Raw genomic sequence first — 15,769 nt, forward strand, 5'->3', positions numbered from 1 at the left:
TAGGGTGGCAAAAACGTAGCTAAAACGTAAGAATTAACGCTTAACCCTTGTTTATAAAAGAGATGATTTTGTTTTCCTTTCCCCATCAGGGCGTGTTGCGATAAACTAGGAATGTTAGTCTTTGATGTACGAGGTTCGATTGCGTTAATGGTTATTCAGATGACGTTGACAGTAGACTCTAAAGTTAAAAAATCATCAGACCATTAAATGTTAATGAACACAGGGGGCGAACGTGAGCCGACAAGAACAGAAATTAAAAACCCGTCAAAATATCATCCATGCCGCGTTTTCACTGCTAGATGAAAACCGCAGTTTATCGGCAATCAGCTTGCGTGAAGTCGCCCGAGAGGCTGGGATTGCTCCCACGTCGTTTTATCGACACTTTAAAGATATGGACGAGTTGGGTTTAACGCTGGTGGATGAAGCGGGTTTAGCGCTTCGTCAGCTTATGCGTCAAGCTAGAAGGCGCATTGCTTCAGGTGGCGGCGTCATTCATACCTCTGTGGAAACCTTCATGGAGTTCATCGCGGCCAACACAAACGTATTCCGTTTATTATTACGCGAGCATACCGGTACATCATCTGCTTACCGATTAGCAGTATTTAGAGAAATTCAACATTTCATCGATGAACTTACTGATTACATCATCGAACAGCAAGGCGTGGAGTACGCCTGTGCCCAGTTACAAGCCGATGCCATGGTAAGACTGGTGTTCAGTGCCGGAGCTGAAGCATTAGAAGCAGACGATAAACTTCGCCGCGAAATTGGTGAAAGGGTGAAAGCGCAGCTTCGCTTTGTTCAAGTAGGCGCTACGCAGAAAGCCTAGCAAGGAGGAAAATATATAGTATCAAATGTTCTTCCAAATTATATTTCAGTGTGAGCTTTTTTCTTACTTACACGCAAACTAGCTTTTGCGTGTAAGTAGAACGCCTGCCTCAATATGATGAGTGAAAGGAAATTGGTCGAATAGCGCCGATTGAGAAACGTCGTGAGTTTCACTCAAAAGCTCAAGGTTCTGCGCCAAAGTTTCAGGATTACACGAGATATACACAATATTATCGTAATCCTGAATCATTCTTAGCGAGTCTTCATCTAATCCAGCTCTTGGAGGGTCAACCAATACAGTGGTGAAATTATAAGTGCTTAAATCAATGCCTTCTAAGCGACTAAACGTACGCTCGCCCTTCATAGCCTGTGTGAATTCTTCGGCGGCTAACCTTACAATTTTTACATTGCTCAGCTCGTTTTGCTCAATATTAAACTGAGCTGCTTGCACTGAAGGTTTAGCTATTTCGGTACCCACCACATTATCAAAGTGAAGTGCTAGCGGAAGTGAAAAGTTACCGGCACCGCAATACATTTCTAGTAAGTCTCCAGAGAGTGGCTTAACACAATCTAAAGCCCATTCAATCATGCTACAGTTCACTTCGGCATTTGGCTGAGTGAAGCTATTTTCTATATGCTTGAATACGAATTCTCTTCCGTTTACTGGTAAACGCTCAATTACAAAATCGTTGTCGATAATAATCTTTTGCTTTCTAGCGCGACCAATGATGTTTACTTTAGGAAAGTGAGTTTCAAGTGTCGCTTTTAATTCTCTTGCTGCCACTTGCCATTCTTCATCTAGTTGACGATGGTATAGAAGGCTTATAACAAGTTCACCAGACAACGCAGAAAGGTAATCGATTTGAAATAACTTTTTTCTTAGAGTTTCGTTTGGTCTTACTTCTTCAAGCAAAAGTGTCATCGCATCGTTTATTGCTTTACATGCAGGGGGAAAGCTATCGACACGATATTTTTCTTTCGTTTCCTGATTAAACATGATGTGAAATAAGTCATCGCCCTCGTGCCACACTCTAAACTCTGCGCGCATGCGGTAGTGTGTTGGCTGAGATGGGAATACAGAAAGCTCAGGGGCATTGAATGGAGAAAGCAACGCGGTGAGACGATTTACTTTTTCGTCTAACTGATCTTGATAGCGTTGTTGTTCAGTGGTGGTCATAAAATTCTCCATTCATTGTTGAGGTCGCGAATTGTAGTCCCTTAAAAAATAACTGCAACAAGCGCTCCCGACTTCTTCATTATTAATACGCGTGATTGCCTAAGTAGCCTTTAGAAAAAAATGCTGTATTAATATTAAACAATATTGATTCTTTGCCGATAATAAGAATGAGGATAGTGAGGATCAAATTATGAACGTGGGTCAAATTAAAGCTTTTATGGGAGACCAAAAGGTTGATCAGAAAGCGGATCAAAAGGCAACGGTTCACCCGAATGAAGCGCTGAAAAAGCAGCTACAGCAAGACGGATTGCAGCAAGCCGCTGAGTTCTCGAAGCAACAAGCGGCTTCAGTATCTGTTTCAAGTAGCCAGACGAGTATCGGCTTGCGCGTGGTAAGTAGCAATATTAATCAAGCGTTGGAAATAGATGGGCAAAAACCACAAGAAACGAAAGAGAAAAATCTTGAAGAAAAGTCGAACGATTTATTCGATTTTGAAAAAGTAGCCCGAAACGTACTTAAGTTCGTGGGTAGCGTTATTCGCGGCGCAGCCGATGGAGGTGCCAGCGACGAAAAGCTGACCGGGCTATTTAGCCAAGCAAGAGAAGGAGTAAGCCGTGGTTTCGCAATGGCTGAAAAAGATCTCGCTGGGTTTATGAATGAAGAGATTGAGCAAGGTATAACGAAAAGCCGGGATCTTATTGATACGGGTATTAATGATCTAGAAACCGATATCTTTGGACGCCAGCAGCCTAATGCTGTCCAGTTGTCTTCGTTAGAAGCTGTTGCAGCATCGGACGAAAAAAGCGGTAGTTTGATGATTCGAACTAAAGATGGTGATGAAGTGAGCTTTAGTTTTGAAAGCCTGCGTTCTTTCCAGGCTTCTCAGCAACTTAATTTTCAAGCTCAGGCATCTCAAGAGCAATCTGACGGTAGTGGTGAGCAAAGTGAAAGCAATTTTTCAGCGTCTTACACTGAGCAAACTTCTTATCAATATTTCGAGCGAAGCGGCATTAGTTTTTCATTGAAAGGAGAACTTGATGAAGATGAGTTGGAATCGATAGCTGATTTAGTTGGGCAGGTGCAGGATCTAGCTGATACCTTCTATAGTGGTGATATCGACAAGGCATTTGAAGAAGCACTGAGTTTGGGCTTTGATGATAAAGAGTTGGTTGGTTACGCACTACAGTTAAATAGGACTACGCAAACCGAAGTGCTAAAGACATACGAAAATATTCAGCACTATAACGAAGATAAAAGCGACAACGCGAAATACGGTAATGTAGTTAGTCCAATCGCTCAATATCTAGAGAAGATGATGGATACCTTTACTAATGCAGAAAGTAAGTTAGAAAGTAGTGAAGACTATAATGCGTTAATAGCTGGTATTATTAACGAGATGGAAGATGTACAGGTTCCTGACCTTATATCCGCTATAAATAGATTTCGTTCTTTTAACCAAACTTTATTAGATGGCCTTCCTCAATCTGCTGAAACCAGCGAGAGCTAAAGCTTATGGCAATAAAAAGCCCGGAAGCGAGAGCTTACCGGGCTTTTTTACATAACTAAAAACTACGAATAAGAGTTACGCGTGTTCGACTTTGTCTTTTGCAGGTCGAACTTTCAACGTTCGTTCCTGGAAGATTGAGTCGTTAGTTTTATCAATAACACTACTAAGGTCGTCAGTAACAACCTCGATAAAACCGTAACCTTTTCTTTTTCCAGTTTTGCGATCCTTCATTAAACGAACTGACTGTACTTCAATAAAGTTACTGAAGTACTCCTTTACTGCATTCTCGTTTGCTCTATAGGGTAAATTACCCACATATAAAGTTTCGACTGATCCGTTATTGGTGTGTGCTCTGGCATCTGAGGAAGATGGACTTTGAATAAGAGACGCTAGCCAAGGAGTAACGATACCACTTATCAGCAGAGCTGCCGATACGGTAAGTGGAACATGGACGTTTAAACTAGCAGAAGAAAATAACAAATACCCTGCAATTGCAAAAATAGCGCTAATTACAGCGCATTGAATAAAGCCTACTTTCATATACCTACCTTTCTATTGTTTATTATGGTGTTGGAGGCTGTATATAGTTTACTCATTTGTAACAATTTGAACAATAAAATGTGAAAAAACTAGTCGAAAGATGCATTGAGCCAATGGAAATGATGCAGAAATGAACGGTTAACACCAAAAGTGCCTTAAAATGCAAAAAAATCCAATTTAAGTGTTGATCTTTCTCAATAGGTATCTATAATGCGCTCCACGTTTTGAGGGGGCTTCGAGGAAAACAAAGCCAACTTAGCAACAAGTGCGAAACCAAGTTTTCAAGCAAATAAAAAGTTTAAAAACATGGTTGACATTGAAAATAAACGATGTAAAATGCGCACCTCACTCGAACAGGGTGAGTCACTAAGAAGCAAAGCTTCTAGTGAATGTTCTTTAAAAATTTAGACAAGACAATCTGTGTGGGCACTCGTTAAGAGTGTCACAACGACGATTCATATTTCGATATATTTAATTGAAGAGTTTGATCATGGCTCAGATTGAACGCTGGCGGCAGGCCTAACACATGCAAGTCGAACGGTAACAGGAAGTGCTTGCACTTCGCTGACGAGTGGCGGACGGGTGAGTAATGCTTGGGAACTTGCCTTTGCGAGGGGGATAACAGTTGGAAACGACTGCTAATACCGCATAATGTCTACGGACCAAACGGGGCTTCGGCTCCGGCGCAAAGAGAGGCCCAAGTGAGATTAGCTAGTTGGTAAGGTAAAGGCTTACCAAGGCGACGATCTCTAGCTGTTCTGAGAGGAAGATCAGCCACACTGGGACTGAGACACGGCCCAGACTCCTACGGGAGGCAGCAGTGGGGAATATTGCACAATGGGGGAAACCCTGATGCAGCCATGCCGCGTGTGTGAAGAAGGCCTTCGGGTTGTAAAGCACTTTCAGTTGTGAGGAAAAGTTAGTAGTTAATACCTGCTAGCCGTGACGTTAACAACAGAAGAAGCACCGGCTAACTCCGTGCCAGCAGCCGCGGTAATACGGAGGGTGCGAGCGTTAATCGGAATTACTGGGCGTAAAGCGCACGCAGGCGGTTTGTTAAGCTAGATGTGAAAGCCCCGGGCTCAACCTGGGATGGTCATTTAGAACTGGCAGACTAGAGTCTTGGAGAGGGGAGTGGAATTCCAGGTGTAGCGGTGAAATGCGTAGATATCTGGAGGAACATCAGTGGCGAAGGCGACTCCCTGGCCAAAGACTGACGCTCATGTGCGAAAGTGTGGGTAGCGAACAGGATTAGATACCCTGGTAGTCCACACCGTAAACGCTGTCTACTAGCTGTTTGTGACTTTAAGTCGTGAGTAGCGAAGCTAACGCGCTAAGTAGACCGCCTGGGGAGTACGGCCGCAAGGTTAAAACTCAAATGAATTGACGGGGGCCCGCACAAGCGGTGGAGCATGTGGTTTAATTCGATGCAACGCGAAGAACCTTACCTACACTTGACATGCAGAGAACTTTCTAGAGATAGATTGGTGCCTTCGGGAACTCTGACACAGGTGCTGCATGGCTGTCGTCAGCTCGTGTCGTGAGATGTTGGGTTAAGTCCCGCAACGAGCGCAACCCTTGTCCTTAGTTGCCAGCATTAAGTTGGGCACTCTAAGGAGACTGCCGGTGACAAACCGGAGGAAGGTGGGGACGACGTCAAGTCATCATGGCCCTTACGTGTAGGGCTACACACGTGCTACAATGGCATTTACAGAGGGAAGCGAGACAGTGATGTGGAGCGGACCCCTTAAAGAATGTCGTAGTCCGGATTGGAGTCTGCAACTCGACTCCATGAAGTCGGAATCGCTAGTAATCGCAGGTCAGAATACTGCGGTGAATACGTTCCCGGGCCTTGTACACACCGCCCGTCACACCATGGGAGTGGGATGCAAAAGAAGTAGTTAGTCTAACCTTCGGGAGGACGATTACCACTTTGTGTTTCATGACTGGGGTGAAGTCGTAACAAGGTAACCCTAGGGGAACCTGGGGTTGGATCACCTCCTTACCATTACGTCGAAAGACGCCTTGATGCAGTGCCTACACAGATAGTCTTGTTTAAAATGAAGAACGACACAAGTTTATGGGGCTATAGCTCAGCTGGGAGAGCGCCTGATTTGCATTCAGGAGGTCAGCAGTTCGATCCTGCTTAGCTCCACCATCTACTTGAAACTGGGTTTGTTGCTAACAAACTTAGAAACTGAAGGCTTGTAGCTCAGCTGGTTAGAGCGCACCCCTGATAAGGGTGAGGTCGGCAGTTCAAGTCTGCCCAAGCCTACCATTTCCTTACTTTAAGAAAGGAAGGTAACAAAGGTAGAAACGTGTCACGTTGGACCCGAAATCCTAATGAATATTTACTGTTTCAGTAAGCATTGATTAGGGTTTTTTACTCTAAAGATGAAAGTACTGCTTTTGCAGGAAACATCGAATGTTCTTTAACAATTTGGAAAGCTGATATTAATAGTAATCAATCAAAATTGAGTAACTGAGAAATCGAAAGATGAACTTTTTACTCTACTTGACTGAATTGCTTGTTATCAATTTATTGATAGCAAGGCAATTCTTCCGATTAGCTTGTCATGCATACGACATAACTTAGACAGAAGTCAAAAGGCTGTTTGGGGTTGTATGGTTAAGTGACGAAGCGTATACGGTGGATGCCTTGGCAGTTAGAGGCGATGAAGGACGTGTAAGTCTGCGAAAAGCTGTGGTGAGCCGACAAAATGCATTTGAGCCACAGATGTCCGAATGGGGAAACCCACCTGTTTACAGGTATCGTTACATGAATACATAGTGTAACGAGGCGAACGAGGGGAACTGAAACATCTAAGTACCCTTAGGAAAAGAAATCAATTGAGATTCCCCTAGTAGCGGCGAGCGAACGGGGAACAGCCCTTAAGCTGTATTGAATGTAGTGGAATCCTTTGGGAAGAGGAGCGATACAAGGTGATAGCCCTGTACACGACGCAATCTTTACAGTGAAATCGAGTAGGTCGGGACACGTGTTATCTTGACTGAATATGGGGGGACCATCCTCCAAGGCTAAATACTCCTAACTGACCGATAGTGAACCAGTACCGTGAGGGAAAGGCGAAAAGAACCCCTGTGAGGGGAGTGAAATAGAACCTGAAACCGTATACGTACAAGCAGTGGGAGCCCTTCGGGGTGACTGCGTACCTTTTGTATAATGGGTCAGCGACTTATATTTAGTAGCAAGGTTAAGCGAATAGCGGAGCCGTAGCGAAAGCGAGTGTTAACTGCGCGTTTAGTTGCTAGGTATAGACCCGAAACCCGGTGATCTAGCCATGAGCAGGTTGAAGGTTGAGTAACATCAACTGGAGGACCGAACCCACTAACGTTGAAAAGTTAGGGGATGACTTGTGGCTGGGGGTGAAAGGCCAATCAAACCGGGAGATAGCTGGTTCTCCCCGAAATCTATTTAGGTAGAGCCTCGGACGAATTCCATTGGGGGTAGAGCACTGTTAAGGCTAGGGGGTCATCCCGACTTACCAACCCTTTGCAAACTCCGAATACCAATGAGAACTATCCGGGAGACACACGGCGGGTGCTAACGTCCGTCGTGGAGAGGGAAACAACCCAGACCGCCAGCTAAGGTCCCAAAATATTGCTAAGTGGGAAACGATGTGGGAAGGCATAGACAGCTAGGAGGTTGGCTTAGAAGCAGCCACCCTTTAAAGAAAGCGTAATAGCTCACTAGTCGAGTCGGCCTGCGCGGAAGATGTAACGGGGCTAAGCAATATACCGAAGCTGCGGCAGCATGTTTACATGCTGGGTAGGGGAGCGTTGTGTAAGTGGATGAAGGTGAGTTGTAAAGCTTGCTGGACATATCACAAGTGCGAATGCTGACATGAGTAACGATAATGGGAGTGAAAAACTCCCACGCCGGAAGACCAAGGTTTCCTGTCCCATGCTAATCAGGGCAGGGTAAGTCGGCCCCTAAGGCGAGGCAGAAATGCGTAGTCGATGGGAAACGGGTTAATATTCCCGTACTTATATAATCAGTGATGGAGGGACGGAGAAGGCTAGGCAAGCTTGGCGTTGGTTGTCCAAGTGAAAGTGCGTAGGCTGAAAACTTAGGTAAATCCGGGTTTTCAAGGCCGAGACACGAGACGAGCTCCCAAGGGAGTGAAGTTGTTGATGCCCTGCTTCCAGGAAAAGCTTCTAAACTTATGATTATATGAACCGTACCCCAAACCGACACAGGTGGTCAGGTAGAGAATACTAAGGCGCTTGAGAGAACTCGGGTGAAGGAACTCGGCAAAATTGTACCGTAACTTCGGGAGAAGGTACGCCTCTGTTTGTGAACACTTCGCGTGGTAAGCAAATGGAGGCCGCAGTGACCAGGTGGCTGGGACTGTTTATTAAAAACACAGCACTCTGCAAACTCGTAAGAGGACGTATAGGGTGTGACACCTGCCCGGTGCCGGAAGGTTAATTGATGGGGTTAGTTTTCGGACGAAGCTCTTGATCGAAGCCCCGGTAAACGGCGGCCGTAACTATAACGGTCCTAAGGTAGCGAAATTCCTTGTCGGGTAAGTTCCGACCTGCACGAATGGTGTAACCATGGCCACGCTGTCTCCACCCGAGACTCAGTGAAATTGAAATCGCAGTGAAGATGCTGTGTACCCGCACCTAGACGGAAAGACCCCGTGAACCTTTACTACAGCTTGGCACTGAACATTGAACCTACATGTGTAGGATAGGTGGGAGGCTTTGAAGCACAGTCGCTAGATTGTGTGGAGCCGTCCTTGAAATACCACCCTTGTATGTTTGATGTTCTAACATTGGCCCCTTATCGGGGTTGTGGACAGTGTCTGGTGGGTAGTTTGACTGGGGCGGTCTCCTCCCAAATAGTAACGGAGGAGCACGAAGGTTAGCTAATCACGGTCGGACATCGTGAGGTTAGTGCAATGGCATAAGCTAGCTTAACTGCGAGACAGACACGTCGAGCAGGTACGAAAGTAGGTCATAGTGATCCGGTGGTTCTGTATGGAAGGGCCATCGCTCAACGGATAAAAGGTACTCCGGGGATAACAGGCTGATACCGCCCAAGAGTTCATATCGACGGCGGTGTTTGGCACCTCGATGTCGGCTCATCACATCCTGGGGCTGAAGTCGGTCCCAAGGGTATGGCTGTTCGCCATTTAAAGTGGTACGCGAGCTGGGTTTAGAACGTCGTGAGACAGTTCGGTCCCTATCTGGTGTGGGCGTTGGATGATTGATGGGAGCTGCTCCTAGTACGAGAGGACCGGAGTGGACGAACCGCTGGTGTTCGGGTTGTGATGCCAATCGCATTGCCCGGTAGCTATGTTCGGAACGGATAACCGCTGAAAGCATCTAAGCGGGAAGCCGGCCCAAAGATGAGTCATCCCTGAACTTTAAGTTCTGGAAGGGTTGTTATAGACGATGACGTTGATAGGCAGGGTGTGGAAGCGTTGTAAGGCGTTAAGCTAACCTGTACTAATTGCCCGAGAGGCTTAACCATACAACGCCCAAGAAGCTTTAGGCTTTTGAGTGTTGTAGACAAGCTAAAGTAAGTAGAGTGAAAAGTAGTTACTCACTGATTGAATTAATATCAAACTTTCCGATTTGTTAGTTATTAAGCAACGATGATTAAACATACTCCTGAGAGTACTGTTAGTCCTCCTTGCGCAGAAGTCATGACAAAAAAAACGTCATGATTCTGCACTAAAAGTTTTTCCTGGCAGCCATAGCGATACGGTACCACCTGACTCCATTCCGAACTCAGAAGTGAAACGTATTAGCGCCGATGGTAGTGTGGGGTTTCCCCATGTGAGAGTAGGACACTGCCAGGTCCCATTAAGAAAAACCCGCCTAATGGCGGGTTTTTTGCGTTTGGAAGAAAGAAAAAATGGGGTCAGAGTACATTAATCCCCACTCCCCCCAGCAAAACCTCAAATTGGGGTCAGAGTACTTTATTACTTTAAACATCAGGACATAATTATTCCCTTATCCCCCAATGCCGTTAAATCAGAGAAATGTACTCTGACCCCATTATTAAAATGTGTTTTTCTGCGACTGCTCTTTTTACCTACTTCTAGTTACTGTGAAAGTTTTATTTATCGAATAGTTTAAGGCGCACAAACTCCGATACAGACCTTCAGTCTTTTCACTCAGGAGTAAAGGGGTCAGAGTACTTTTTGGCTCTCACTCTCGTTAAAAAAAGAAATGTACTCTGACCCCACTATTTGCTGGGATTATGCTTCGGTTTGTTGGGCTTGCTTCTTCAGTGTTTCTATCATGTATTCGCGCATTTTAAACTTCTGTAGCTTGCCTGTTACTGTCATTGGGTACTCTTTTACTACACTGATGTATTTAGGCACTTTAAAATAAGCAAGTTTTGACGTTAAGTAGTCTCGTATTTGAGCTTTATCTACATGCCTATTGTCTTTTGCTTTTATCCAAAGGCACACTTGCTCACCATACTTGTTATCGGGTATGCCGAACACAGCTGCGTCGGATACGTCGTCATGTTGGTACAGCACCTCTTCGATTTCTCGTGGATAAATATTCTCGCCCCCACGTATGATCATGTCCTTTATTCTGCCTACAATAGTGACATAGCCTTGTTCGTCCATTTCGCCAAGATCGCCAGAATGAAGCCAACCTTCGTCGTCTATGGTAGCTCTAGTTTTAGCTTCATCTCCCCAGTAACCTTTCATTACGCAATAGCCTCTTGCACAAATCTCACCCGGCTCTCCGATTGGAACAGTACTGCCTTGTGCGTCGATAATTTTTACTTCGGTATGAGGCATAGCTCGGCCGACTGTTTTAACCTGTTTCTCAAATGGGGAATCATTATCGGTAATATGATTGATAGGACTACATTCTGTTTGACCGTAACCTATAACGACTTCGGTCATATGAAATTCACTATGGACTTTACGCATGAGTTCCTCAGGACATGTACTTCCCGCCATAACGCCAGTTCTCAAGCTCGATAAATCGAAGCTTCTAAAGTTAGGAAGCTCTAGCTCGGCGATGAACATGGTAGGCACGCCGTGTAAACCTGTACATTTTTCTTCTTCTACTGTGCGAAGCGTTTGTTCGGGGTCGAAAGACTCCCCAGGAAATACTGCGCATGCGCCGGACGCTAAACAGACTAAGTTCCCCAACACCATACCAAAACAATGATAGAGCGGTACGGGAATACAAAGTTTATCTTGGTGCGTAAATCTCATTGCTTCTGATACTAATAAACCATTATTTAATATATTACGATGAGTGAGTGTTGCGCCTTTCGGGTTGCCAGTCGTACCTGAGGTGAATTGAATGTTGATGTTATCATCAGCATTTAGCGTTCTTTCGATGTCTATTAACCGCGATTTTAAAGCCTTAGTAGGCTCTACTTGGAGTTTTGAAAATGCCTGTAAGCCGTCTACAGACGTTTCACCGATAGTATATACGTGTTTAAGAGAAGGGATCTTCGAGAGCGATAGCGCCGCGTCAGTTCGACTCTGATCGTCGGAATCTAGTTCCGGGGCTAATTCTTTTAAAATGGCGATGTAGTTCGACTGTTTAAAAGACTGTGCCATCACCAAGTGCTTCACCCCGACATTGTTAATAGCAAAGGCTAATTCAGCTGGGCGGTAAGCGGGGTTAAGACATACCATGATCGCGCCAATGCGGGCCGTGGCCATTTGTACAAGTGACCACTCGATGTTATTGGGGGACCATATCCCAACTCGATCACCTGGCTCTACGCCATTGGCTAGTAAACCACAGGCCACACGTTCTACTTCACGCCAGTATTGCTGATAGGTCCAGTGAATACTTTGATGTTTTACGATGATCGCTGGGTTATCGCCATAATTGTCGACAACCTTTTTGAAGTATTGACCTATTGTGAGTGATGTCAGATCAGCATCACTAGGACCGCTAAACTGACTTTTTTGAAGTGGAAATACAGTGTTTGACTGTGTGTTTGATTCCATTATTCCTTGCCTCCATGCGCGTACGCATCTGATTTAAATGTAATTTTAGATAATCACCATCATGATTTTGAAATCGAAGTACACAATTGCGATCTTTGCGCTAGTTACAGAATGCACAATTGAGTAAACAAAATATTTAACCTTTATTAACAATATGGTTGCAAATGCGTTTTGTCGACAAGATGTTGGTCGTATACGGTGCTGTTTAACGAAAAATATTAGTATTTCGTCGCAGATCATTTATTAGGAGGGCGAACTTATGAGTGTCGTGGGGTTGGATTGTCTGAGGTAAAATAAAAAAGCCCCGCACTTTAAGCGGGGCTACATAGTTGGGAATACTATGAATTGTTTAGTTTAACTATTCTGATTCAATCTCTTCAAAATAGGTCCGGTATTCCATACGAGTTATGTACGAATCACCATCTTCATCCATTGAGTCAAAGTCGCCTTCAACGTCGGCCATTTCTAGCTCCTTCTCACTGATTTTACCATCGCTATCCATATCGATTTTAGTGAACTTAGTATTGGCTGTAGCAGACATCTCAGTGCGCAACTCTTTATTCTTTTCTGAAATCATTTCGTTATCAGCTTTAGAAAAAAGTGCCGGATTACCTTCTTCAGTGAGTACAGCATCTGTTGTACCTTCAGCTTTAACCTGCGTGATAACCTCGTCACTGAACATAGATGGTTTTTCATCAACAAATGAATTAAATTCTGCGCGGCTAACCATACTGTCGCCGTCCGTATCCATTTTAGATACTAATTTGCTGTCGATTGTACCTGACGATTCTGAACCGACTATGTAGCCATTACCGTCTTGATCGAGCGCGTTAAAGCTCTTAGAAATCTTTTCTTCATGATGGCCTGCGAATGCTGACGCAGATAGTGTAGCTGCAACAACAGCACTAGTAATCGTACTTAACTTTGTGATCTTCATAATCAAATTCCTTCTGTTTCTCTTTGCGAACACGGGCTATCAATTGCCCTAATCACTAAATTGAACGCATGTTGATTGAAGTTAATTCCTCAAACAAACCTATTTAGCTACTCACAAATATCTTATTCACTTGTCGTGCCAACGAGCTAAGTTATTGAAAATGAAGATAATAGCTAAAGATAAAAACAGATTCAAAGTGTAATGCTTTTGTTAACTTGTCACGAAGCCTGAAAGATCTTCATACAGATAAACATAATTAAAATAGGGAAAGCTGAGCGTTAGCTATGCGCTCAAAACTAAGGGATATCATTGGCAATATACTATCTGCAATAGGCTTTATCTGTTTCTCTATATAGTGGTCATAGTCAAGCGGCGCAGAGATTGTTTCTACTGTTTGCGGCCCTTGAACGGTAATGACATAGGCTATGGATGTATTAGATTGGTAGCGAAGTGGTAGGCCCTGTTCTTCAAATAACTTGTCGGCCCTTCTTGCCGCTTTTACGTGTGGGGGAAGAGATTTAACATACGAAGAAAGTGGTTTTCTGAGTCGCTTTTTATACACCAACTCGTCATCCATTTTTCCCGCCTTTACTGCGTTTAGCGTTTTATTGATGTACTGTTTTACAGGTTCATTGTTAAAGACTCTTTTGTATAGCTCGTATTGAAACACTTTAGCAAGCACTGTCCAATCCGAACGCACGTTCTCTAGGCCTTTAAAGATAAGCTCACCGTCTTTCATCCCTGCGTAGCGCTTTTTACTCCCTTCAGAAGAGCCACGAATTGTTGGCATAAAGAAGGTAGAAAAGTGAGATTCGAACTCAATCTCTAAATGGCAATCAATGTCGAACTGACGCTTAAGTAACTCAGTCCACTTCTGGTTAACAATTTTGGCAAGCTCACGACCTGTTTCAGAAGGTGTACCCAGTGCAGTAATTCCTTCAACATGCACAAAGGTTGAATCGGTATCACCGTAAATAACCGTATAGCCCAGTTCTTCAATCCAACTCGCGGTGGTTTGCATAATCTCATGCCCCCGCAATGTAATTGAACTTGCAAGACGAGGATCGTAGAAAGGGCAGCCTCCGCTACCAAGTACTCCGTAAAAGGAGTTCATTAATATCTTAATCGCTTGCGAACGTGGTGCGTCTTTTTGTTTTTTGGCTTCGTCGCGCTGCAGCCATAGGTTTTCGATAATTGAAGGTAGAAAATGTGAGTTACGGCTAAATACTGCGCCTTTAAACCCCTCTATCGCCGTATTAGGAGACTTAAGTCCTTCTGCAAGCCCTAACGGGTCTATTTTGAACGTTCGAATTATAGAAGGGTATAGGCTTTTAAAGTCGAGTACTAAAACATCTTTGTACAGGCCAGGTTGGGAGCGCATGACATAACCGCCAGGACTAGCTAAACCGCCATTTTCAGGTCTTACTCCGGCGACATAAGACTTGCGATGTAGCTTAGGTAAATAAACGTTTAAAAACGCCGCTACCGAGCCTCCCGGGCGGCTCATATCTAAGCCGGTAAGAATACTGCGCAGCGCCAGAAAGTCGATAAATTGAGTTTTATCCTGAATGCGGTTGACCAGTTCCGTGTCTTTAAAGTTATAGTTAGCGAGTGCAACAGGGTCGCTATGATAAAGATGTTTTATCGCTTCAAGTTTGTCGGCAGCTTGAATAAGCTTATTTTCACCAAGCAGTTCTTCGGAAACATGGTCAAGAGAGAAGGACTCAAACTGATAGGTCATGGTTTTAAGTGCTTCAATACCATCAATCACGCATCGGCCAGGTACATCAACAAGTGTTTGGTCTTCCCACTGTCTTATTGAAGCCTCTCGGCCATGACGGCCAATAGCATACTTGAGCGAATTTGCCTTAGCACGGCGGCCCAGCACAGCCATATCAAACTGCTTAACGTTCCAACCCAAAATAATGTCTGGGTCGTGGGAGGTAAGGTGTGAAAAAAAAGCTTCTAGCAGTTCTTTTTCAGACTCGACCGTAACAAGTGTGTATGGACTGTCTTCTTGCTCCTGTAATGTCTGACCAATAAAACTCGGTGGACAAACAAGCAGCACTACACTTTTTCCTTCGCCTGCCAGTGCAATGCTGAACAGCTCTTCGTGTTCATTACACTCAATATCTATACTTAATGACGTAAAAGTAGTTCTGAAATGGCAGGGCCTGATCTGCGCATTTTCTATAACAAGTTGTGACGTATCATCGACAACTTGTGGGGTAACGAATTCCACTGCGCCATATACAAAGCGCTCCATTAGATAGCGATCGGCCACGCGAATATCGGCTTCATATAATACAATACTTTGCTCTTGCGCGCGTTGACGAAGCTGGTGCATATGCGATTCGGTGGCGGTCTTGACCGTAGCCACAGGAACTTGTTCCAGCGTGTGAAAACCATCTTCTGAAATTATAATCTTAACTGGCATACGAGCAGCAATGTCGCGCAATGCAGCACATTGTTCAAGTGACACAAAGCAAGTGGGCTTTTGAGGTGACGATATTAATCTAGCGGTGTTATTGGCGGTTTTAACCCACAGTTCAACATATACTTTACCTCGCTGAGTAAACGTACTTTTGTTGAGTATAAACCCTTGCTGTATTACTGAGGCTGGCATGAATTTGTTTTTATTAACCGCTTCTTTAAAGGTGCCAATTTATTAGGAAAGCCCTAAGTGCGTGGACGCGCCTTGAATTCTTATAACCATTATTTTACGCATTCAGTACAAAGCGCAAAAGGTACAAAAGACGTGGGCTATCAACATCAACAACCACAGTATACCGTTTGTTATCATCGACTCC

The 15,769-nt window shown here is 44.4% G+C and carries 7 protein-coding genes, 2 tRNA genes and 3 rRNA genes; 7 read left to right on the forward strand and 5 right to left on the reverse strand.

All coding sequences use genetic code 11. The features are described 5' to 3' along the window. Positions 1 to 232: 232 nt before the first annotated feature. Positions 233 to 826, forward strand: a complete 594-nt coding sequence (fabR, locus tag ACXAFM_RS12670; RefSeq protein WP_423078933.1) for an HTH-type transcriptional repressor FabR — start codon at positions 233 to 235, stop codon at positions 824 to 826. Positions 827 to 904: 78 nt separating this feature from the next. On the opposite strand, the gene trmA is transcribed toward fabR, so the two are convergent. After that, positions 905 to 2,002 carry a tRNA (uridine(54)-C5)-methyltransferase TrmA gene (trmA, locus tag ACXAFM_RS12675; RefSeq protein WP_474834759.1) on the reverse strand — a complete coding sequence of 366 codons (1,098 nt, stop codon included), beginning with the start codon at positions 2,000 to 2,002 and terminating at the stop codon, positions 905 to 907. Positions 2,003 to 2,192: 190 nt separating this feature from the next. Here trmA and ACXAFM_RS12680 point away from each other — a divergent pair, with 190 nt between their 5' ends. Next, a complete protein-coding gene (locus ACXAFM_RS12680) occupies positions 2,193 to 3,509 on the forward strand; it encodes a DUF5610 domain-containing protein (RefSeq protein ID WP_474834761.1) in 1,317 nt (438 codons plus the stop codon). Positions 3,510 to 3,584: 75 nt separating this feature from the next. Here the strand turns inward: ACXAFM_RS12680 and ACXAFM_RS12685 are convergent, their stop codons facing one another. Then, positions 3,585 to 4,049 (reverse strand): RNA recognition motif domain-containing protein, encoded by a 465-nt coding sequence (locus ACXAFM_RS12685; protein WP_474834763.1) that lies wholly within the window; start codon positions 4,047 to 4,049, stop codon positions 3,585 to 3,587. 472 nt (positions 4,050 to 4,521) lie between these two features. Between ACXAFM_RS12685 and ACXAFM_RS12690 the strand changes: the two genes are divergently transcribed. The 5 genes from ACXAFM_RS12690 (at position 4,522) to rrf (ending at position 9,883) form a co-directional block, all read left to right on the forward strand. Continuing rightward, positions 4,522 to 6,054 (forward strand): 16S ribosomal RNA (locus tag ACXAFM_RS12690). A 77-nt stretch (positions 6,055 to 6,131) separates the two neighbouring features. Beyond that, positions 6,132 to 6,207, forward strand: a tRNA-Ala gene (locus ACXAFM_RS12695). Positions 6,208 to 6,250: 43 nt separating this feature from the next. After that, a tRNA-Ile gene (locus tag ACXAFM_RS12700) sits at positions 6,251 to 6,327 on the forward strand. A 349-nt stretch (positions 6,328 to 6,676) separates the two neighbouring features. Beyond that, positions 6,677 to 9,552, forward strand: a 23S ribosomal RNA gene (locus tag ACXAFM_RS12705). 215 nt (positions 9,553 to 9,767) lie between these two features. After that, positions 9,768 to 9,883, forward strand: a 5S ribosomal RNA gene (rrf, locus tag ACXAFM_RS12710). Together the 16S, 23S and 5S rRNA genes with 2 tRNA genes alongside form the textbook arrangement of a ribosomal RNA operon. Before the next feature lie 402 nt (positions 9,884 to 10,285). Here rrf and ACXAFM_RS12715 read toward each other — a convergent pair. The 3 genes from ACXAFM_RS12715 to ACXAFM_RS12725 form a co-directional block, all read right to left on the reverse strand. Beyond that, positions 10,286 to 12,022 carry an AMP-binding protein gene (locus ACXAFM_RS12715; RefSeq protein WP_474830001.1) on the reverse strand — a complete coding sequence of 579 codons (1,737 nt, stop codon included), beginning with the start codon at positions 12,020 to 12,022 and terminating at the stop codon, positions 10,286 to 10,288. A 358-nt stretch (positions 12,023 to 12,380) separates the two neighbouring features. Beyond that, entirely contained in the window at positions 12,381 to 12,959 is a 579-nt protein-coding gene (locus ACXAFM_RS12720; RefSeq protein ID WP_474830003.1) for an EF-hand domain-containing protein, read from the reverse strand. Between the two features lie 256 nt (positions 12,960 to 13,215). Further along, positions 13,216 to 15,585, reverse strand: coding sequence for a DNA polymerase II (locus ACXAFM_RS12725; protein WP_474830005.1), 2,370 nt, complete (start codon positions 15,583 to 15,585; stop codon positions 13,216 to 13,218). Positions 15,586 to 15,769: the final 184 nt, after the last annotated feature.

It is taken from the genome of Alteromonas sp. ABD4_190, from assembly GCF_056160105.1.